Origin of the sequence: Microcoleus sp. S13_C3 (assembly GCF_036700905.1) — a bacterium.
Taxonomy (GTDB): Bacteria; Cyanobacteriota; Cyanobacteriia; order Cyanobacteriales; family Microcoleaceae; genus Microcoleus.
In genome coordinates, this window is the sequence record NZ_JAUBPT010000002.1 from 16,245 (window position 1) to 35,200 (window position 18,956).

Annotated in this window: 20 protein-coding genes; 12 read left to right on the forward strand and 8 right to left on the reverse strand. The window is 45.4% G+C overall.

Going from position 1 to position 18,956, the window contains the following annotated elements:
* Positions 1-165: 165 nt before the first annotated feature.
* The 4 genes from QUA16_RS00670 to QUA16_RS00685 form a co-directional block, all read right to left on the reverse strand.
* Entirely contained in the window at positions 166-2,154 is a 1,989-nt protein-coding gene (locus tag QUA16_RS00670) for a DICT sensory domain-containing protein (protein WP_333106622.1), read from the reverse strand.
* A gap of 471 nt (positions 2,155-2,625) precedes the next feature.
* Positions 2,626-2,937, reverse strand: coding sequence for a DUF2973 domain-containing protein (locus tag QUA16_RS00675; protein WP_333106625.1), 312 nt, complete (start codon positions 2,935-2,937; stop codon positions 2,626-2,628).
* 607 nt (positions 2,938-3,544) lie between these two features.
* Positions 3,545-3,874, reverse strand: a complete 330-nt coding sequence (locus QUA16_RS00680) for a DUF2605 domain-containing protein (protein ID WP_333106627.1) — start codon at positions 3,872-3,874, stop codon at positions 3,545-3,547.
* Between the two features lie 93 nt (positions 3,875-3,967).
* The gene (locus QUA16_RS00685) at positions 3,968-4,204 is read right to left on the reverse strand and encodes a hypothetical protein (protein ID WP_333180965.1); all 237 of its coding nucleotides are present in this window, start codon (positions 4,202-4,204) and stop codon (positions 3,968-3,970) included.
* 85 nt (positions 4,205-4,289) lie between these two features.
* Here QUA16_RS00685 and QUA16_RS00690 point away from each other — a divergent pair, with 85 nt between their 5' ends.
* The 5 genes from QUA16_RS00690 (at position 4,290) to QUA16_RS00710 (ending at position 8,944) form a co-directional block, all read left to right on the forward strand.
* Entirely contained in the window at positions 4,290-4,439 is a 150-nt protein-coding gene (locus QUA16_RS00690; RefSeq protein WP_333106630.1) for a hypothetical protein, read from the forward strand.
* Positions 4,432-6,261 carry a threonine--tRNA ligase gene (gene thrS, locus QUA16_RS00695; protein ID WP_333106633.1) on the forward strand — a complete coding sequence of 610 codons (1,830 nt, stop codon included), beginning with the start codon at positions 4,432-4,434 and terminating at the stop codon, positions 6,259-6,261. The genes QUA16_RS00690 and thrS overlap by 8 nt, the downstream gene beginning before the upstream one ends.
* A 109-nt stretch (positions 6,262-6,370) precedes the next feature.
* Positions 6,371-7,162 carry a DUF4058 family protein gene (locus tag QUA16_RS00700; RefSeq protein ID WP_333106636.1) on the forward strand — a complete coding sequence of 264 codons (792 nt, stop codon included), beginning with the start codon at positions 6,371-6,373 and terminating at the stop codon, positions 7,160-7,162.
* Between the two features lie 32 nt (positions 7,163-7,194).
* Complete coding sequence (locus QUA16_RS00705; RefSeq protein ID WP_333106639.1) at positions 7,195-7,980, forward strand: DUF4058 family protein; 786 nt, start codon at positions 7,195-7,197, stop codon at positions 7,978-7,980.
* Positions 7,981-8,131: 151 nt separating this feature from the next.
* Positions 8,132-8,944, forward strand: coding sequence for a DUF4058 family protein (locus QUA16_RS00710; RefSeq protein ID WP_333106642.1), 813 nt, complete (start codon positions 8,132-8,134; stop codon positions 8,942-8,944).
* Here QUA16_RS00710 and QUA16_RS00715 read toward each other — a convergent pair.
* On the reverse strand, positions 8,941-9,876 hold the full coding sequence (locus tag QUA16_RS00715) for a DUF1350 family protein (protein WP_333106645.1): 936 nt from the start codon (positions 9,874-9,876) through the stop codon (positions 8,941-8,943). The genes QUA16_RS00710 and QUA16_RS00715 overlap by 4 nt on opposite strands.
* Before the next feature lie 214 nt (positions 9,877-10,090).
* Positions 10,091-10,933, reverse strand: a complete 843-nt coding sequence (locus tag QUA16_RS00720; protein WP_333106647.1) for a hypothetical protein — start codon at positions 10,931-10,933, stop codon at positions 10,091-10,093.
* A 434-nt stretch (positions 10,934-11,367) separates the two neighbouring features.
* Here QUA16_RS00720 and QUA16_RS00725 point away from each other — a divergent pair, with 434 nt between their 5' ends.
* A complete protein-coding gene (locus QUA16_RS00725) occupies positions 11,368-11,586 on the forward strand; it encodes a DUF3285 domain-containing protein (RefSeq protein WP_333106650.1) in 219 nt (72 codons plus the stop codon).
* Positions 11,587-11,596: 10 nt separating this feature from the next.
* On the opposite strand, the gene QUA16_RS00730 is transcribed toward QUA16_RS00725, so the two are convergent.
* The gene (locus QUA16_RS00730) at positions 11,597-12,820 is read right to left on the reverse strand and encodes an RNA-guided endonuclease TnpB family protein (protein WP_333180966.1); all 1,224 of its coding nucleotides are present in this window, start codon (positions 12,818-12,820) and stop codon (positions 11,597-11,599) included.
* A 358-nt stretch (positions 12,821-13,178) separates the two neighbouring features.
* Between QUA16_RS00730 and ybeY the strand changes: the two genes are divergently transcribed.
* The 6 genes from ybeY to QUA16_RS00760 all read left to right on the forward strand — a co-directional run bounded on the left by ybeY (position 13,179) and on the right by QUA16_RS00760 (position 17,653).
* Positions 13,179-13,715, forward strand: coding sequence for an rRNA maturation RNase YbeY (gene ybeY, locus QUA16_RS00735; protein ID WP_333103340.1), 537 nt, complete (start codon positions 13,179-13,181; stop codon positions 13,713-13,715).
* A 161-nt stretch (positions 13,716-13,876) separates the two neighbouring features.
* On the forward strand, positions 13,877-14,389 hold the full coding sequence (locus QUA16_RS00740; RefSeq protein WP_333103341.1) for a diacylglycerol kinase family protein: 513 nt from the start codon (positions 13,877-13,879) through the stop codon (positions 14,387-14,389).
* A gap of 177 nt (positions 14,390-14,566) precedes the next feature.
* Complete coding sequence (locus tag QUA16_RS00745; protein ID WP_333103343.1) at positions 14,567-15,154, forward strand: aminodeoxychorismate/anthranilate synthase component II; 588 nt, start codon at positions 14,567-14,569, stop codon at positions 15,152-15,154.
* Positions 15,155-15,855: 701 nt separating this feature from the next.
* Positions 15,856-16,638, forward strand: coding sequence for an MBL fold metallo-hydrolase (locus QUA16_RS00750; RefSeq protein ID WP_333103344.1), 783 nt, complete (start codon positions 15,856-15,858; stop codon positions 16,636-16,638).
* A 165-nt stretch (positions 16,639-16,803) separates the two neighbouring features.
* Positions 16,804-17,433: a fasciclin domain-containing protein gene (locus QUA16_RS00755; RefSeq protein WP_333103345.1), complete on the forward strand. Its 630-nt coding sequence runs from the start codon at positions 16,804-16,806 to the stop codon at positions 17,431-17,433.
* An 85-nt stretch (positions 17,434-17,518) separates the two neighbouring features.
* Positions 17,519-17,653, forward strand: coding sequence for a hypothetical protein (locus QUA16_RS00760; protein ID WP_333103346.1), 135 nt, complete (start codon positions 17,519-17,521; stop codon positions 17,651-17,653).
* Positions 17,654-17,807: 154 nt separating this feature from the next.
* Here QUA16_RS00760 and QUA16_RS00765 read toward each other — a convergent pair whose 3' ends face one another.
* Complete coding sequence (locus tag QUA16_RS00765) at positions 17,808-18,725, reverse strand: cobalamin-binding protein (protein ID WP_333103347.1); 918 nt, start codon at positions 18,723-18,725, stop codon at positions 17,808-17,810.
* Positions 18,726-18,956: the final 231 nt, after the last annotated feature.

Below are 18,956 nucleotides of genomic sequence, written 5' to 3' on the forward strand. Positions count from 1 at the left end.
ATTCCGTTGGGATTTTTGGTAATTATCCTGTCTAATTTTAGGTGCATCTTTAGGCATTTCCCGCATCAACTCTATTTCCCAATGTACTCAGAACAGGAGCATCTGACGCTTGGAAGCTTTCCTAAAAATTTATTGGCCATCTTGGGTAAGTTTGATATCATCTATCTAAACAGTGGGAATAGTAAAGTGAAATTCACTTCCTCGGTCTTTTCCTGCGGAATCTACCCAAATTTTACCGCCCCAGCCTGCAACAATCTGTTTGCAAATTGCCAATCCCAAACCGGTACCGCCGGCGCTGCGGCGCAAAGCTCCTTCTTCTTGATAAAATCGATCGAACACTACTTTTAAACTGTTCGCCTCTATTCCCCTCCCCGTATCGGCTACGAGCACTTCCACCATCCGAGAACCGTTGCATTTTGCTCTTATGGTCACGCTTCCTTGAGGTGTGGTGAATTTGCAAGCGTTGTCTAGCAGTTTGGAGAGCACCTCCACCAACCACTCTCCGTCAGCTTGCACTAAAGGCAATTCTGCGGACACTTCGGCGATAATTTCCGGTAACTGTCGATCGGCTGTGCGCGATCGCACGCTACTGAGGGCTAAATCCACGCATTCTTGCAGCGTCAGCGATTCTACATTCCATTGGACTCGCCCGCTTTCTAAGTGAGAAAGAGTTAAGAAATCCTGCACGAGTTTCCGCATTCTATCGGCATCGCCTAGGGCAGTTTCTAACATAATTTGCCGCAATTGGGCGGGCATATCTGGTTCGGAGTTCAAACTTTCTAGACACACTTGAATCGTAGAAAGAGGGGTGCGGAGTTCGTGTCCGGTGATGGCAATTAGATTGCTGCGAGTGCGGTCTAATGCTTCTAATTGTTGGTTGAGTTCTTCTAAATGAGCGTAGGTTTCTGCTTGAATTAATGCTGCTCCGAGTTGGGTGGCGATCGCCTCTACTAATGCAATTTCGTCTTCTTCCCAAGCCAAAGTCGATCGGCACTGGTGCATTTCCACCATGCCCAAAACCCGCCCCTGATAAAGCACTGGCACCATTAACCAAGAGACAATTTGCCAATTTTTTACAAGTTTTCCCAGGAATTTTGTATTGACAATTAGGGGGTGTTGTGCTGTGTCTTGGATGTAAACTCGCTCTTGCCGCGCCACCGCGTCGATCCATATTTGATTTTCCTGCAACAGCCAAGTCTGATCCAGCATGGAACTAGCGCCGGGAGCCAAAAACTCGCGATCGATTTTGACCGCCACATCTGCGGTCTTGCACCGATAAATTAAACATCGGCTTGCTGACAGGGCAGTGCCGAGTTCTTGAACTGCAACTTCGACGATTTCTTGTGGGTTGAGAGACTGCCGCATTGCCGTTGTAATTAAGTTTACCAGGCGTTCTTTGCGTTCCTGGGCGGCGATGGCGGCGTATGCTTTGAGCAGTTTGTGCTGGCCTGCTTGCAAGTAGGTGACTAAGCGTTCGGTAAAAGCATCGCTCAATTTTGGATTGGGAATTTTTGAGCTTTTTGCCGTACTTTTGTCGGGTTTGGCGGCTTTGGCAGTGGCGGATTTCCTCGTTTTTTTCGGTGTTTTGAGCTTGTAAGTAGTTCGCGCTCGATCGATCTTTTCCGCCAATTCCGGGCGATAATTGACAATTCTATCGAGCAACAATGCGGCCGCTTTGGAGCTGACCTCGCGATCGAACGTCCAAATTCCTTCAAATCTGCGAGCTTGATCCATCACCAGCGGCCCGCGATCGTCCTGGTCGTCGATCGGCACAATTTTTTCTTGACAAATCAGGCAAGTTGAGTAGTGTTCCCCCAGTACCACTAAGTGCCACTCTTTACTTAATCCGTCCTCCGGCGCAAACGCCACAGTTTCGTGACACTCCGAAGAATTTTTAAACTCAGTTTCCGGTGCTGCTAGCACATATACCTGAGAGGATCGTGAGGCAATTCGCCGGTAACGGTGAGCTTCCTGGCGGTAGAAGCGCTCTCGCTGAAAGCTGGCAATCACTAGCGGTTCGTCGTCGGAACCCGCCAAAACTAAGTCTTCCATAGCGTGAGACAGGGCTGTCATGGAAGATTTGAAATAAATTTGTGCCCGCAGTTGGGGCAAAGCTTGCAGAAGTTCTGCCAGTAGCGAAATAGGGACGATCATCTAGCCTTAAACGTGCATTTTTGCCGATGACAAAACAGGATCGATAGGAGATTTAGAGCGATCCTTCTTCAGTATCTGATAGATTTACAGCACTTGGTAAGTAAAGTACAAAGAAATCGGTTTCGCTCTCCTGGGGTACCCCGGTGTTCGCCCAAATTCGCTCCGCCGTGCCCGCCCCGATTCCTAGTTTCCCTGTACTTGAGTGTCAAACTATCCTCGCTCTTGGATATCAGTGCCATAATTATCGCTTTTTGGCGATCGATCTGGTTAATCGGTAATTAAACTTTAAAAAATCGCAAATAATTAGCCATTAGTTAAAAACTAACGACCAATTATTTTGACGACTGATCCCAATAAACCTGGTTTTTACCCACCATCTATGAATAAACCGGGCTTCGGACACCTAGCGTGTAAGTCCTATATTTTTTTGAGGCATCGCGCCTGAGTATAAATGCTGCGGCTGTGGTTGTATCAGGCTAGTTCGCCCCCTTCGTCGCTGCCGCCCGGAGATGATTTGTAGAGAGCATCTAATTGTTCGCGGGCGTCTTGGACAGTCAGCGAACGCATCACTAACAGCGGCTCATTGACAACATTTCCGTGTTCGTCTAAAAGTTCTGGATGCGGTACAGATTGAGAGCGAGGATAGGATGCGTAGGGATTATTTGCCCTGAACTGTTGAGGGCGCTGGGATTCCATACCAACGGTGACTAGACTGCGGATTAAGTTACCGACTGCCAGAAAGGCAAGAACGGTAAAAGCTAAAATATAAAGCAGGTGCAACATTATCTTCTCCTCCGGGCTAAACAGCCACACAGCAATTTACAAAAGTGTTTCAGCAAGTATTGACACTCCCGGCCGTAAACGCGGGGATTCTTGGTTCACTGACATACCTTTAAACTATTCATCCCTTCGGCAATATTTAAACCAAAAACCCGTCCAATTGAACGAAGCTTCGAGCCTAATTTGAATAGTCCCAGAGGGCTTGTCTCCCCAAGCGTTAAGGGCTCATTCCCTTTGTTCCCGTATGCCCTACGGTACATCTAACTACTAAGATTTTGAGTTTTCTGGTATGGGTGCGCGATGGCTACCCTAGCTAGGTTTTTGTGGTTTTCGCCACCCACGAGACATTATTGTTTCTCAAGCGGGTCATTTTGGGGTTGGTTATCCATTCGATGCTCGCGGTTATTCTACCTGTATCTCTTTGTAGTATAGGGTACTATTTGGGAAACTTTTAGAACTTTTTGGAAATAAAGCCTTCCTAAAAGGACGGGGTTTTAAACCCAATTTTCTGATAACTTATTAACTGGAAATCTGTTTGAGGTGGTCAAGTCAGCCGCCACATTTCCCAAGATTGGGGATTTGACTGCAAATTTAACTTGAACTCCCTTCCTTATTTTCCAGGGGGAGCTGACTGCAATGAGCGAAAGCGCGCCGATACTTGCCAGCATTCGGCGAGCTGTCTGTGCCACGGCATCAGTGCTGCTGTTTCAATTCCAACTTGACCTCCGGTTGCTTGAAATAGAGCTTTAGCCGCGCCTACTTCTTGCTGAGCCTGTTTGACTCGCGCCAGCAAGTCAGATTGATCTTCGTCGCCCAGAAAGGGAATTTCCTCAGTTTCTAAGAGTTTTGCCGATCGGTCGAACCAGTAAGTGAAATCCTCTAACAGCGGTCCCAGTAACGCTTTGAGCAATTCTGGCTCGGGCAAGTTGGAATTAAGCATGGATCAAAATTGGGTTATTTATCTATTATAGTCTTAGACGGTCTTTACAAATTGTAACATATTTTTAACAAAAATTCAAGGGTTTCACAACAATTAGTAGGTGGGTGTGAATAAATTTAATGGTGTCAGCAGCGATTTTTGAGTCAAAATCCCCAAATTGTGCAATATCGGCTCAGACTCGCTAGCAATAGCCCATAGCAGAAGGAAGTTCGGCAAGGGATTCGCTTTCTTCGGATGTAACTGAGATCTTGCACCATTCTCAAGAACAGGCAAGATGCCTGTTCCACAAAGAGTGAATTTTCTTGTGGAACAGGCATCTTGCCTGTTCATAAAAAGCTTATTGAGAATGGTGCAACATCTCAGATGTAACGGATGTAACAGATGAAAGGAAGAAGAAAGAAGGAAGAAAAAAACTATGCCCAATGCCCAATGCCCAATGCCCAATGCCCAGAATGACCTAATTTCCCAGGGTGTCCCCCAGCCGGAAGTCGGCGCTTGCTGTCCCAATCTGAGTAAGATAGAAGCAACTGCAACTAAATTAATTGCTAATTCAGCCGATGTCTAGCTCAGAATCCATGTCCGCTCCAGAAGAGTCCGTTAAAATTGAGTTGCCCCGCACGAGTGAGTCGGAGGCACTAAAAAAAATTCGCCACACCACATCCCACGTTATGGCGATGGCGGTACAGAAGTTATTTCCCAAGGCGCAAGTGACCATCGGCCCTTGGATTGAAAACGGTTTCTATTATGACTTTGACACTCCCGAACCTTTTACGGAACAGGATTTAAAAGCCATTAAAAAAGAGATGATCAAAATCATCAACCGTAAATTGCCTGTAACTCGCGAAGAAGTCAGCCGCGAGGAAGCGGAACGCAGAATTAAGGAGATTAACGAACCTTACAAATTAGAAATTTTAGAAGGTTTGATCGAACCAATTACTCTTTACCATATGGGCGAGGAATGGTGGGATTTGTGCGCGGGGCCTCACTTGGATAATACCAGTGAGTTGAATCCAAAGGCGATCGAGCTAGAAAGCCTAGCAGGCGCGTACTGGCGCGGCGACGAAACCAAAGCTCAGTTACAGCGCATTTACGGCACTGCTTGGGAAACCCCCGAACAATTAGCAGCATACAAACACCGCAAAGAAGAAGCATTAAGGCGCGATCACCGCAAATTAGGCAAAGAATTAGGCTTATTTATCTTTGCCGATGCAGTTGGGCCGGGTTTGCCTTTGTGGACGCCGAAAGGCACTGTTTTGAGAAGTATTTTAGAAGATTACTTGAAACAAGAACAAATCAAGCGCGGCTATTTGCAAGTAGTGACTCCGCACATTGCCAGAGTCGATTTGTTCAAAATCTCCGGCCACTGGCAGAAATACAAAGAAGATATGTTTCCCCTGATGGCGGAGGATGAGGAAGCAGCCGCAAACGAACAGGGTTTTGTGATGAAACCCATGAATTGCCCTTTTCACATTCAAATTTACAAAAGCGAATTGCGTTCCTATCGAGAATTGCCGATGCGCTTAGCCGAATTCGGCACAGTTTACCGCTACGAACAATCGGGAGAATTGGGCGGTTTAACGCGGGTGCGCGGCTTTACGGTGGATGATTCCCACTTATTTGTCACGCCGGAACAGTTGGATCAGGAATTCTTGAATGTGGTGGATTTGATTCTGTCAGTATTCAAGAGTCTGCAACTGAAAAACTTTAAGGCGCGTTTGAGTTTCCGCGATCCGAACAATTTAGAGAAATACATCGGTTCCGATGAAGCTTGGGAAAAGGCTCAAGGTGCAATCCGCCGCGCGGTGGAAACTTTGGGAATGAATTATTTTGAGGGAATTGGGGAGGCGGCTTTTTACGGGCCGAAACTCGATTTCATTTTCCAAGATGTTTTGGATAGAGAATGGCAATTAGGAACTGTTCAGGTAGATTACAATTTGCCAGAACGTTTTGATTTGGAATACGTAGCTGAAGACGGCACTCGCAAGCGTCCGGTGATGATTCACCGCGCTCCTTTCGGTTCTTTGGAACGTTTGATCGGGATTTTGATCGAGCAGTATGCAGGCGATTTTCCGCTGTGGTTGGCGCCAATTCAGGTGCGGTTGTTGCCTGTCAGCGCCGAATTTTTGCCGTTTGCGAAGGAAGTGGCGGCGAAGATGAAGGCGCTAAATATTCGCGCTGAAGCTGATGAGGATAGCGAGCGTTTGGGCAAGTTGATTCGCAATGCTGAGAAGGATAAAATTCCGGTGATGGGTGTTGTGGGTGCGAAGGAAGTTGAGGCGAATAGTTTGAATATTCGGACTCGTGCTTCTGGGGAGTTGGGGGCGATTTCGGTTGATGAAGTGATTGGAAGGTTGCAGGCTGCTATTAGCAGTTACGGCGATTTTTAGGGGATTTTAATCGCAGATGCACGCGGATTAACGCAGATGATATGTTGATATTGTCTGCGTTTTTTTAATTGAGCTGCTAAAATAGTAGTGGTAAACGGGAAGTACGCTCATGCCTAATCCATTTCCGGGGATGAATCCTTATTTAGAACATCCTGATTTTTGGCCAGAAGTCCATCATTTACTGATTAGTGTGATTAAGGAGTCGTTAACTCCGCAATTGCGCCCGAAATACCGCGTCGCTATTGAAAAGCGAATTTACGAAATCAAAGGTGAAAATTCTCTATTAGTAGCGATTCCTGATGTCTCTATCCAACAGAAACGCCTTCCCGCAAGTGCGATCGCATCTAATGCTGTCGCCGTCGCTTCCCGAACTGTGCAGCCTTTAAAAGTGAGAATCCCAGTGTCGGAAGAATTTAGGGAAGGATATTTAGAAGTAATCGATATGACAACCAAGGAAGTTGTCACGGTTCTTGAAGTGCTTTCGCCTGCAAATAAACGCCGGGGGGAAGGTAGAGAAAAGTATGACAATAAGCGAAATAAAATATTTGATAGCAGTACCCATTTAGTCGAAATAGATTTGCTGCGGGGTGGGGAACCTTTGCCAGTTTTCGGACATTCCCATAAAAGCGACTGCCGCGTTTTAGTCAGCCGCAGCAATCAACGTCCGATCGCCGATTTATACTTATTTAACCTTCCCGATACAATTCCTGCATTTCCCTTGCCTTTGCGTCCAGAAGATGTAGAGCCTGTTCTGGATTTACAGGCGCTGATTAATCAAGTATACGATCGCGCCGGTTATGATTTTGAAATTGATTACACAGCCGATGCAGTGCCCCCGCTGTCAGAAACGGATGCTGTTTGGGCCGATTCTCTGTTGCGGGACAGAGGGTTAAGGGGATAATAGAAGTAGGTAAATTAACCGGAGCTAGATTAATGCCTAATCCGTTTCCAGGGATGAATCCTTATTTAGAAAGTCCTGAATTGTGGCCTCAAGTACATCACTTGCTAATTAGTAGCATTTTTGAATCATTAGTGCCGCAGTTGCTGCCAAAATATATCGTCGATATTGAAAAAAGAGTTTATGAGCTTAGCGGGGACAATTCCCTATTAGTGGGGATTCCTGATGTCACTGTGCAGCGTTCTCCTAGTCCAACCAACCCTACTTCTTCTAATGTTGCAGTTGCCGCACTGCCTGTGACAGCTTTGAAAGTAAGACTGCCAGTACCTGTGGAATTTAGGGAAGCATATTTAGAGGTACGAGATACAGCAACTAGGGAAGTTGTGACAGTGATTGAAGTGCTGTCACCAGCCAATAAGCGCCCTGGAAAAGGGCGAGAAATGTATGAAGCAAAGCGAGAAAAGGTGTTTGGTAGTCGCACTAATCTGGTTGAAATTGACTTGCTGCGAAGTTACCAACCCATGTTAGTTTTTGATAACGATATTGAGGCAAGTTATCGAATTTTAGTGAGTCGCGGAAATCAAAGGCCTTTGGCGGATTTGTACCTTTTCAATTTACCGGATATGATTCCTCCGTTTCCCCTGCCTTTGCGCGCGGGTGATGCGGAACCAATTGTAGATTTACAAGCGTTATTAAATGGGGTTTACGATCGCGCAGCCTATGACTTTAGAATAGATTACACCGTCGCACCAGTTCCCCCACTGTCCGAAACTGATGCTGTTTGGGCCGATTCTCTGCTTCGGGAAAGAGAGTTAAGGTGATAATAGAAGTAGTAGTCTTGGACGCATCAAAACCTTGATAACCGGGTTTTTTGCGGTTTTTGCGGGCTATAAGGCGTCTTCTGGACAAAAACCCGGTTTCTGGCCACCCGTGCATAAGTCCTAAGTAGGTAAATCAACAGGAGTTAAATCAATGCCTAATCCGTTTCCAGGGATGAATCCTTATTTAGAAAGTCCTGACTTTTGGCCAGAAGTACATAATAGGTTGATAGTGGCGATCGCAGATGCTTTGGTTCCACAACTGATACCCAAATATCGAGTGGCGATTGAAAAGCGAATTTATGAAATCAAGGGGGAACAATCTCTGTTAGTCGGGATTCCTGATGTTTCTATCCAGCGCAATCCGATCCCCAGAAATCCAATTACATCGAATGTGGCTGTCGCTACACGAACTACCGCGCCTTTGAAAATCAGATTAGTGATGTCTGAGGAGGTGAGAGAAGGATATTTGGAGGTGATAGATATGGCCACTAAGGAAGTTGTGACGGTGATTGAGGTGCTTTCACCTGCTAATAAACGTCCGGGAAAAGGGCGCGAAATGTATGAGGAAAAGCGGGATAAGGTGTTCGGTAGTCGCACTAATTTCGTGGAGATTGATTTGTTGCGGGGTTGGCAACCTCTCCCGGTTTTGGACAATGATATTGCAGCCCATTATCGGATTTTGGTGAGTCGGGGCAATCAAAGACCTTTTGCAGATTTATACTTATTTAATATACCAGATGCGATTCCCTGTTTTCCTTTGCCTTTGGGTGCAGGCGATGTGGAGCCTATTGTGGATTTACAGGCGTTGCTGAATACAGTGTACGATCGCGCCGCCTATGACATTACCCTCGATTATACGGCCCAGTTAGTCCCTGCGCTGTCCGAAACTGATGCTGTTTGGGCCGATTCTCTGTTGGAGGAGAGAGGATTGAGAGGGCGATCGCAAATAACAACCGATAGTTAAGGGCCTAACCGCTTTTTCAAAGCATCCAAAAAATTAACAGACCAATATTCAAGAAATCGGCTTTTCAGAGGTTTGATGAATTTATCCCAAGGATTGAGGTCAACAATATAATAACCGATTTTGATGCCAATCGGCTCTAAATGTTTGCCTTCTATTTCCTCGCTCAATAAAGGCAATTTTCTATTACTTAGCTGTTGTATGAGCCAAAGTACATCGCTGTTTTTTTGTTGGTCTGGACTTTTGTTGATATCATTGGTAGAACCAGCAATTTCATCTCGCTCGAAAGAAATTAGGGCCGTCAAATTAAACAGAGAACTATTAGCAATAAAGCATTGAGTTTGTTCTCTGGTTGGTAGCACTCCTAAGCGGAATTTGTCTAACAGTTTTGCTAGCGATCGCACTGGAATAGCGCTCTCTGTATTGCTGATATCAGGGGCAATTAATAAGGACGGCTGGCCTTTAATTGAAGGTCTGTCGATGCCCTGATTTTCGATTAACCTTTGAATCCGTTCGTAGTCAGGGCGATCGCAGAATTTCTCCACAATATTTGGATACCGATCGTCGCTTAAAAATTCTAAAAGAGCAATGTACTTGCATCCCAGACTGTGACCAACCCAAAAATAACTCGATGGTTCTTGATAAATTTCGCTTTCATAGCCTAATCTTTGAGCAATCTCGGTCAGTTCTGTTCTCAGTATCTCCTGTTCTTTTAATAACCCAATAGCGATCGGCCAGTGACGAAAAGTAAATCTAAATGGCAAAGCAACTACGGTATAACCTTCTTCAAACAACTGCTGTAAAAAATATCGATAAAACAAAGTTGGCAAACTACCAAAAAAAGTTCCACCAATAAATTGAACAACACCTTTGGGCTGCGGATGAACAGCCACCCAACTAAAAGAAACAGGCTGAAATTTAAATGAGATCGACATTTTAATAAAGCTCAGTGAGTGTATAAGTGGGGGTAATTAAACGTATAGCCTTTCGAGCTCTCATATGAGGTACTCATGGGCATAGGCCTCCGTGGCCTCCGTGGGCATAGGCCTCCGTGGCCTCCGTGGGCATACCTCACCACGCTTGAGAACCGCTATAATCAAACGTAAGGTGGGCATTGCCCACCCTACAGTTACTTACCCTTTAACAGTTCTAGCCGCGAGACATTCTGACAGGAATATCGAATTTATCCATCACTGTATTTAGCTCTTTCAAATTGACATCATTGGCATCGAGTTGGGCTAGAAGTTGCACTAGCATTTGAGCTTTTTCTGAATTGTCTGCTTCCACACTAGCCAAGTCCAAATTACCGTTGCGTAACTCTTCCAAAATTGGGGTAACAATTGGTAAATCGATGATAATTGGTTTACCGGGTTCAGGCGTAATCTCGTTCAAGCCTTTTCCACTGGCGATCGCTAAAGTGTAATTAATTTGATCGAAGTCTGGTGAAGGATTAGGTACTAATGGGAAACCATTCGGCAAGAAAGTACCGCGAATTTCGGGATTCAATAACACCTTGACTGGTGTTTTGCTTTGGGGTACAATCTTGGGAAATTTCAAGATGGCTGGCAAAAATAGTGAGACATATCCGCGCACTTCCAACAAACCTGGATCCAGAGCTTCTGGGAGTTTGGGCAACAATTCAACAGATGCTGTTTTGTGAGCGGGTATTCTGAAAAACCCACGATATACCTTCGGTTTCTTCGGCAACTGAGTCAGAGGTACCTCGATGTTAGCGCCTTCAACATCAACAACTAAGAAAGCGTTCTTCTTGTCAAGCAAGATTTTATTAGGATCTGGCGGCACGGGTAAGCTGACGGTAAACTCAATCCGATATAGCAAGTCGATCGCTTCGAGATTGGAGATAGTGAGAAAGTATCCCTGAACGATTCGACGAGCCACTGGCAGGAGTTTTGGATCGAGATCTTTCATAGGATCGGGATTTTTCACAGGTGCGATCGGCTTTGCGAGGATTTCAAAGGTGGAAACTTCCATATTTTTGTCCGAGTAATTTAACTTTTAGCTTGGGTTATTTAGCCGGAAAATTTTGTTTCTGTTTTTCCGTCGCTATATCTATGAATAACTGCCCGTTGCGGTTGGTTAACAGTCGCTTTTTCTGGTGACACTCATTTGACTTAACTCAAATGAGTGTCGCTTGATTGTGGGACTTGACAATTTAAAAATTTTTGTTAAAGCGGTGAGGAACACGGATCGGGAATTAAATTTATCCTTGTGTCTCTGAAGATGAAAAGAAAATATCGCATTGATTATCAGGGCGATCGCACATTAATCTGTTGGTATAATCCCCCTTTAATGGGCCCGGGGCGATCGAAAAGCTAAAAAATCCTACACAAAACGTTACATATTTGTTAACATCGGGACGAGCCTGTCCTCAACAGTCCCTCTCTTAACCTTTTAAACTAACCGTTATGAGTCAACCTCCCTCAGCAATTCCCGCCTCAGAAGAATCCGCCGAAACCCCGACAGCACCGACAAACACTGCACCTCCACCGAGTTATGTCAAGCTGGCGATGCGGAACATGGTTCGCAAGCGGGCGACTTCTCTGTTTCATTTTGCCTTGACGGCGATCGGACTTTTAGGCGTACTCGTCGGTTTGGCTTTTCTCGATCGCTATTTCAATTCGTGAACTACCCACACTAAATCGAAACGATTATAGTGTGGGCTTCTAACATCACAGAGGAATGCCTCAGAACAGACTTGCGTCCAATCTTTGGTCTTACTTCCCCTCCGTTAGCAAAAACGGCTGTTCCATCCGTCTGTAGTATCCTGATGCCTTCCGCTCTAATATTTGTTGCGGCGTTACCATCACGGTCATGACGAGTACCGCAATTAGGACAAGTCCACTCCCTAATATCAAGCGGTAACTTATCAATCTGGTGATAGCAATTAGAGCAGAGGTTGGAGCTGGGGAACCAGCGGTCAATTTCAACCAACTTGCCACCTTTTTTCTCTAGCTTGTAAGCTAGGAAATTGATAAAGGTTCCCCATCCCACATCAGATATGGCTTTAGCTAAATTGTGATTGCGTACCATGCCTTTGACATTAAGATTCTCTACTACGACAACTTGGTTTTCATTGACGAGCTTTCGTGAAAGCTTATGTAGAAAATCCTGACGGGATTTAGTTACCCGTTCGTACACTTTAGCTACCGTCTTTTTAGCTTGGTTCCTTGAATTACTTCCTTTCTGTTTTTTAGCTAGCTTTTGTTGCTTGCGTTTGAGGTTTTTCTCGTGTTTGGCTAGATGCTTAGGGTTATCATACTTGGAGACTTTGCAGCCATTACTCGTAATAGCAAAATGAGTCAATCCCAAGTCAATCCCAATTACTTTTCCGACCGTTGAAACAGTCGGATTGTCGCCTTCACTCTCCGTCAATATTGAGGCAAAGTATTTCCCAGAAGGATTTAAACTAACCGTTACGGTTTTGATTGTTCCTTCTATGTTCCTGTGCAACTTGGCTTTGACTTTGCCGACTTTGCCCGGAAACTGAATAAACCCATCAAGTACCTTGACATTTTGAGGATACTGAATCGATTGCTTACCATGCTTTGACTTGTAGCGCGGGAACCTACCACGACCTGCAAAAAAGTTTTTATAGGCGGTTGTGAGGTTGAGCGTTGTTGCTTGCAAAACTTGGCTGTAACATTCAGACAACCAAAGTGTTTCTTCGGTTTTCTTGAGTTTTGGTAAAAAGGCATTGAGTTCTGACTGACCAAGGCTTTTACCCGTTTCTTTATAAGTCTCAATTGACTTATTTAGACCATAGTTCCACCACCATCTGGCACAGCCAAAGTGCCCAGACAGTAGAGCTTGTTGCTCTAATGTTGGATAAAGTCGAACCTTGATAGCAGTATGCAGCATCTCATTGCCTCCTTACTGTATTATACACATTTCAGTAAAACAGCTACAAAGATCAAGATTTGGAGATTTCCGTACCTACAATCTCCCTGCCTTTCATCCCACCGAAGACACTGGGTACAGTTATAGCGGGGGACAACAGGAGCGAGGAGTTAATCGAGGATTCCAACAATCAGCCTCTAATTTCGAGCTCTAATTTCATCTTTCTTAATCGGGAGTTAAGCTGATTGTTCTGCCTGCCTGTTGCAATCTCTAACAGATTACTGTATCTTTCCAGCAACAGCAAAATCCCCTGCCGCTCGATCGCGCAATTGGAATTTGTAAAAAAATTGAATATATCCCTTGACAGGAGAGCAAAAAAATGTTAATCGAGGTGAACGTCGAAGACTGTTACGGGATAGCCCAGGAGTCAGCCGACGCTTCCAACCTCCCTGAGAGTGCAGCCAGCGGGGAGATTTGGGCCGAAACCTGGGAAAATTGGTTTAGCGTTTGGCTGGAAAACCAGGCGGCGGATGTGCCAGTTGCCCCGGGCTACGAAGTCAGTCTGCGTTTAACCGCCGATAGGGAGATGCAAGCCCTCAACCTCCAGTACCGCCAGCAAGATCGACCGACCGATGTACTAGCTTTCGCAGCTTTAGAGGTAGACTGTCCTCAGCTAGAGGAAATGCAGTCATCTGAACCCCTATACTTGGGTGATATCGTCATCTCGATCGATACAGCTAACCGACAAGCCCAGCAGCAAGGACATCCCCTGAAGACCGAACTAGCTTGGCTGGCAGCCCACGGTTTTCTGCATCTTTTGGGCTGGGATCACCCGGATGAAGAAAGTCTGACTCAAATGCTCGATCGACAGGAAACATTGCTGCGGGCGATCGGTCTTACGATCCAAACAGCATAACTGAAGTTGATGGTGATTTAACAAATCATGTCAAGCCCAACATAACTTTCTGAAATTAAACCAAAACTTTAGTAAAAACTTAGAAAAGTTACCTAGACTTGATGTAGTTAATTTGAAAAGTTTAGCTTTCATTCATCTCTGTAAATTAAAGTTGGTTGTTTATGACACTAGATAGACCCTCAATTTCATCACAAATCGCACAGTTTCTGCCCATGCCTCAAGACTCTTCTAGCCAGACAGTCCACGAGTCTAAAAAAGCCTTGAAATACAACCGAGAGCTGTCCTGGAAAATCGCATCTAGCTTAGCGACGAGTTTTAGATACGCTTGGGGTGGTCTGAGTTATGCTTTTGAAACTCAGCGCAATTTTCGGATTCACACTGTTATTGGCACTTTGGCGATCGGACTCGGGCTATTTTTACAACTGAAACCTGTAGAAATATCTGTGATCGGCGTCACCATTGGCATAGTTTTAGCAATGGAACTGTTGAATACGGCGATCGAATCGGTGGTAGACTTGACAGTCGGGCAATCTTACCACGAACTAGCCAAAATTGCCAAAGACTGCGGTGCCGGAGCGGTTCTGGTATCGGCAATGGCTGCTACGATCGTCGGTACTGCACTTCTGCTGCCTCCCTTGTGGGCAGTCGTTCAAATTGCGATCGCCCGTCAGTAACTTATTGGGCCCAGAAAATTTTAGGTTTTAGATGACCAATTTGAGATTTTTAGTTTTCTTAGTCTATATTGCAACTATTTTTATCTGGGGCATCTATCTAAAATCTTAAAACCCTTGCTTTCAGGGAGCGAGTTAACCTAAAATCTAAAATCTAAAACCTAAAATCCAACTTAACCCGTGATTATAGTAATCGATAACTACGACAGTTTTACATACAATTTGGTACAGTATCTAGGAGAACTCGGTGCCCAGTTGCCCGTAGCCCGCGAAGTGCAAGTCTACCGCAACGACCAAATTTCCTTAGCAGAAATTCGCCAATTGCAGCCGGCAGCAGTGGTGATTTCTCCAGGCCCGGGGCGGCCGGAAGATGCGGGAATTTCTCTGGAATTAATCAAAGAATTGGGGCCGACTTTACCAATTTTAGGCGTGTGCCTGGGACATCAAAGTATCGGTCAAGTATTCGGCGGCAAAATTGTTTCTGCACCCGTGTTGATGCACGGCAAAACTTCTCAGGTAGAACACGCAGGAACCGGAGTTTTTAAGGGCGTGGAATCGCCGATGATTGCAACTCGCTATCACAGTTTGGTAATTGAAAAGCAGAGTTGTCCAGAAGTTTTGGAAATTACGGCTTGGGTTGAAGACGGAACGATTATGGGCGTGCGGCACCGGGAATATCCGCATATTGAAGGTGTGCAGTTTCACCCGGAAAGTATTTTGACGACTTCGGGGAAGCAATTATTGCGAAATTTCTTAGAAAGACTTTAGTTGAATTTCTCTGAATTTGTAGGGTTCGCTCTTATAGCACCTTACGGTGAGAGTAGGGTACACATTTTCGCACCTGAACCGCCCCAAAAAGGATACAAGCCCCCCACTCCTGTCGTGGTGAACCCCAAATTTTACACTCCTGTTCGAGATTCCAGATTCAATGCTGCAAGTAAATCTAAAATCTAAAATCTAAAATCTAAAATCGACTGACGGTGTTTTGTGGTATAACAACAAACGACCAACACCCGATAACCCCAACCACAAGGTCAGGAACTCAGGGAATCAACGCCACTGAGCTTGTAAGAAATTGCAAGCTGTTCTGACCAGACCCCTCTTTACAGAGGAGACGTTATTTAGGTCATGACACCGGAGAATGCGACGCTAGTTTTCCGCTCTGTCATCTGCAATTAAACAGTTTTAAAGTCACTGAAACAGTGTTGCAGGTCTAACAAGCCTTTATAACCAGGTCGAAGCGAACATTACCCCGAAAGGGAGGCTCCATAAGAGCAAACATTATGCGTACAGAGTTGCAAGGTTTGAGGCAGTAACTGTCCTGCCGAAAGTGCATTACAAAAGTACACCAAGTCCAGCAACTCCAAGGCGGTAATGGATACAGAAAGATTCAAGGCGATTGAAATCGCCGTGTCCTTTCCCTCTCAGGTCTTTCATACCCTGAGTTTCCCACTTACCGAGTGTTTTTGATGAAACGGCGACAATTAATACGTTACGCACAGACGGGTTTGCTAGCAGCTTTCTCCACTGGTTTGCCATCTGGATGGGAAAGCTATCAAGCTCAAACTACTAATTCCTTGTCGATTCAGTGGTTGGGCCACACTTGCTTCTTGTTCACCGGTGGCGGTGCGAGGGTGCTGGTGAATCCTTTTCGCCCCCTGGGCTGTACGGCAGGCTATCGCTCTCCTAAAGTGCCAACAGATTTGATTCTGATTAGCAGTCGGTTGCTCGATGAAGGGGCGATCGACGGATTTGCGGGCAATCCCGGCCTTTTGTACGAACCGGGGTCTTACAGGTCTAACGGGCTGCGGATTCAAGGGATTCGGACCCAAAAAGACCGTGAGGGAGGACGGCGATTTGGGGTCAATGTGGCTTGGCTGTGGCAGCAAGCGGGCGTTAAGATTTTACACTTGGGCGGAGTTGCTGGCCCGATCGGCATTGAAGAACAAATCTTGATCGGGCGGCCCGATGTAGTGCTGATTCCCGTGGGCGGCGGGCCGAAAGCTTACACTCCGGCGGAAGCGAAGCAAACTTTGCAACTTCTCAAACCAAAGATGGTGATTCCGACACATTTCAAAACCCAAGCCGCCGATGCTGCTGCGTGCGATTTGGTGCCGCTAGATGAATTCTTGGCGCTGATGGATGGTACGCCGGTGCGCCGATTGAATAATGACACGATTTCGATCAAATCTGCTGACTTACCCCAAACTGGTTCGGTGATTGAGGTTTTGAGTTACAGATTTAGCGGTTAATGCCCGATTTCTCAGCTTGCGCTATAGTGAGGAAGTTTTGTTCGATCACGGATCGAAGAGAATTTTCTCTCTATCTTAGCCTCTGGCAACCTTGCCTTTTGTCGAGATTTGGCTAACATAACAATTCATGTTCACGGTTTTATCTCATAAGGAAATGCAAGCGAAATGAAAAATCAAAATTTACCTAGCTGGATGAAACAACTCACAGGTTTCGCAGGAATAATCGGCGCTAGCGCGTTGATTGGTTTCCCGGCTTGGGCTCACATCACCTCCAACACCAATGTTGCTAATGCAACTCAAACTTCACAAATTGCAGAAAAGGTGAAAACCGCTGCTTCACCTGCACCAACTGGCGTTTCACCGGCATCAACTACCGCTACTAAGGATATTATTGGTATTGCATCTGGCGACGCTCAATTCAAGACGCTGACAAAGGCTTTGGGAGCAGCCGGTTTGGTTACAACTTTACAAGGAAAAGGCCCTTTCACTGTTTTTGCACCGACAGACGCGGCATTTGCTGCTTTGCCAAAAGGAACTGTGGAGGATTTGCTCAAACCGGCAAACAAAGCCAAACTTACTAAGATTTTAACTTACCACGTTGTTCCTGGTTCGGTTTTATCTACTAGCCTGAAATCCGGCGATGTTAAAAGTGTCGAAGGCAGTTCGCTGAAGGTGGCTGTTGCCGCAGGCAAAGTTACTGTCAGCGGCGCTAATGTTGTGAAAGCTGATATCAAAGCTAGCAACGGCGTTATTCACGTAATTGACAAGGTTTTGATGCCCCCTGATGCGAAGTAAGACTAGCGGTTTTTGCATCAATTGATGTCAGATTCGGTTAAATGAACGCGAAGTAAGGACACAACAATGTTGTGTCCTTATTTGTATGGCAGGCAATTCAGAATTAGAGCAGAAGGAAGAAGGAAGTTCGGCAACGGATTCTGTAACGGATGTAACGGATGTAACGGATGTCAGGAAGAAGGAAGAAAATCAATCGTTTCAGCCATTAACAACGTCCTAACCGTCTTGGCGGTTGCTATAATATATAGCAATTTTTGCAGGAATCGTAAATTTTTTACCCCACCCCAACCCTCCCCTTATCAAGGGGAGGGAGTAAGAAATTCACAAATGATGCGAGGATTGCTATAGATAAAGCTTTAGCTAGCTGCGGGTACTTACAAAAATGGCTGCCAACCCTTACCTTGATGGCTAAAATCGAAGATTTCGGGATGGAGAATTTCTGCTAAAATTTCTAACGAATCAACCAATCTCGGTCCCGGCCGATTAAAGTAAGAATTGCCGTCAGTTATGTAAATTTTCCCGGTTTTTACTGCTTGCAAATTAGCCCATTCTGCGTATTTAGTTATCTGCAGTGCTTCGTTGCGAGTGCGGTTTAAATCAAAGCCACAAGGCATGAAAATAATTACATCGGGATTAGCTTCTACTAGCGATTCCCATTTTAACCAAGGGGAATGTTCGCCGACAATTCCAAATAGCGAATTGCCTCCCGCCATTGCCACTAATTCGGGAATCCAGTTACCCGCAGCCATCAAAGGTTCAATCCACTCGATGCAAGCTACTTTGGGTTTAACGGTTAATGTTTTGGTTTTTAAGATAATAGCATCGATGCGGGATTGCAAAAGATCGATCGCACTTTTGCAATCTACGCCCAAAGCATCAGCAACTCGCTGAATATCCGTCCAAATTTCTGCTAGCAGATTCGGCTGCAAAGAAATAATTTCCGGCTTGCTATTTACCAGCGTGCTTACCGCTTGTTCAACATCTGTTAGAGAACAAGCGCAGACTTCACATTGAGCTTGAGTAATAATGTGAGTCGGCTGCAATTTTTCCAAAGTATCTATTTCTACTTTATACACGCTGAGGGCATTTTGCAACAATTCTGTCACACGGTTGTGAATTTCGCTGCTAGTTCCTTCGGGATTGAATTTAGGCTGAGTGCAAACAGGTAAATTTTGGATTTCTGGGGGATAGTCGCATTCGTGGGAACGGCCCACAATTGCATCGGTTAATCCTAAAAGTGCTACAATTTCGGTGGCACTGGGAATTAGAGAGATTATTCTTGGTTGGTTCATTGGTTTTCTGTTTTTTACCGATTCGGAAGCACAGGCGTTACAGATTTATCAGCACAGGCGTTACAGATTTATCAGCACAGGCTTGACAGATTTATCAGCACAGGCGTTACAGATTTATCAGCACAGGCTTGACAGATTTATCAGCACAGGCGTTACAGATTTATCAGCACAGGCGTTACAGATTTATCAGCACAGGCGTTACAGATTTATCAGCACAGGCGTTACAGATTT

Excerpts from the sequence above, each read along its gene's own strand:
- QUA16_RS00670 (WP_333106622.1), bottom strand. The coding sequence starts at position 2,154 with ATGATCGTCCCTATTTCGCTACTGGCAGAACTTCTGCAAGCTTTGCCC.
- QUA16_RS00675 (WP_333106625.1), bottom strand. The coding sequence starts at position 2,937 with ATGTTGCACCTGCTTTATATTTTAGCTTTTACCGTTCTTGCCTTTCTG.
- QUA16_RS00680 (WP_333106627.1), bottom strand. The coding sequence starts at position 3,874 with ATGCTTAATTCCAACTTGCCCGAGCCAGAATTGCTCAAAGCGTTACTG.
- QUA16_RS00685 (WP_333180965.1), bottom strand. The coding sequence starts at position 4,204 with ATGAACAGGCAAGATGCCTGTTCCACAAGAAAATTCACTCTTTGTGGA.
- QUA16_RS00690 (WP_333106630.1), top strand. The coding sequence starts at position 4,290 with ATGCCCAATGCCCAATGCCCAATGCCCAATGCCCAGAATGACCTAATT.
- thrS (WP_333106633.1), top strand. The coding sequence starts at position 4,432 with ATGTCTAGCTCAGAATCCATGTCCGCTCCAGAAGAGTCCGTTAAAATT.
- QUA16_RS00700 (WP_333106636.1), top strand. The coding sequence starts at position 6,371 with ATGCCTAATCCATTTCCGGGGATGAATCCTTATTTAGAACATCCTGAT.
- QUA16_RS00705 (WP_333106639.1), top strand. The coding sequence starts at position 7,195 with ATGCCTAATCCGTTTCCAGGGATGAATCCTTATTTAGAAAGTCCTGAA.
- QUA16_RS00710 (WP_333106642.1), top strand. The coding sequence starts at position 8,132 with ATGCCTAATCCGTTTCCAGGGATGAATCCTTATTTAGAAAGTCCTGAC.
- QUA16_RS00715 (WP_333106645.1), bottom strand. The coding sequence starts at position 9,876 with ATGTCGATCTCATTTAAATTTCAGCCTGTTTCTTTTAGTTGGGTGGCT.
- QUA16_RS00720 (WP_333106647.1), bottom strand. The coding sequence starts at position 10,933 with ATGGAAGTTTCCACCTTTGAAATCCTCGCAAAGCCGATCGCACCTGTG.
- QUA16_RS00725 (WP_333106650.1), top strand. The coding sequence starts at position 11,368 with ATGAGTCAACCTCCCTCAGCAATTCCCGCCTCAGAAGAATCCGCCGAA.
- QUA16_RS00730 (WP_333180966.1), bottom strand. The coding sequence starts at position 12,820 with ATGCTGCATACTGCTATCAAGGTTCGACTTTATCCAACATTAGAGCAA.
- ybeY (WP_333103340.1), top strand. The coding sequence starts at position 13,179 with ATGTTAATCGAGGTGAACGTCGAAGACTGTTACGGGATAGCCCAGGAG.
- QUA16_RS00740 (WP_333103341.1), top strand. The coding sequence starts at position 13,877 with ATGACACTAGATAGACCCTCAATTTCATCACAAATCGCACAGTTTCTG.
- QUA16_RS00750 (WP_333103344.1), top strand. The coding sequence starts at position 15,856 with ATGAAACGGCGACAATTAATACGTTACGCACAGACGGGTTTGCTAGCA.
- QUA16_RS00755 (WP_333103345.1), top strand. The coding sequence starts at position 16,804 with ATGAAAAATCAAAATTTACCTAGCTGGATGAAACAACTCACAGGTTTC.
- QUA16_RS00760 (WP_333103346.1), top strand. The coding sequence starts at position 17,519 with ATGGCAGGCAATTCAGAATTAGAGCAGAAGGAAGAAGGAAGTTCGGCA.
- QUA16_RS00765 (WP_333103347.1), bottom strand. The coding sequence starts at position 18,725 with ATGAACCAACCAAGAATAATCTCTCTAATTCCCAGTGCCACCGAAATT.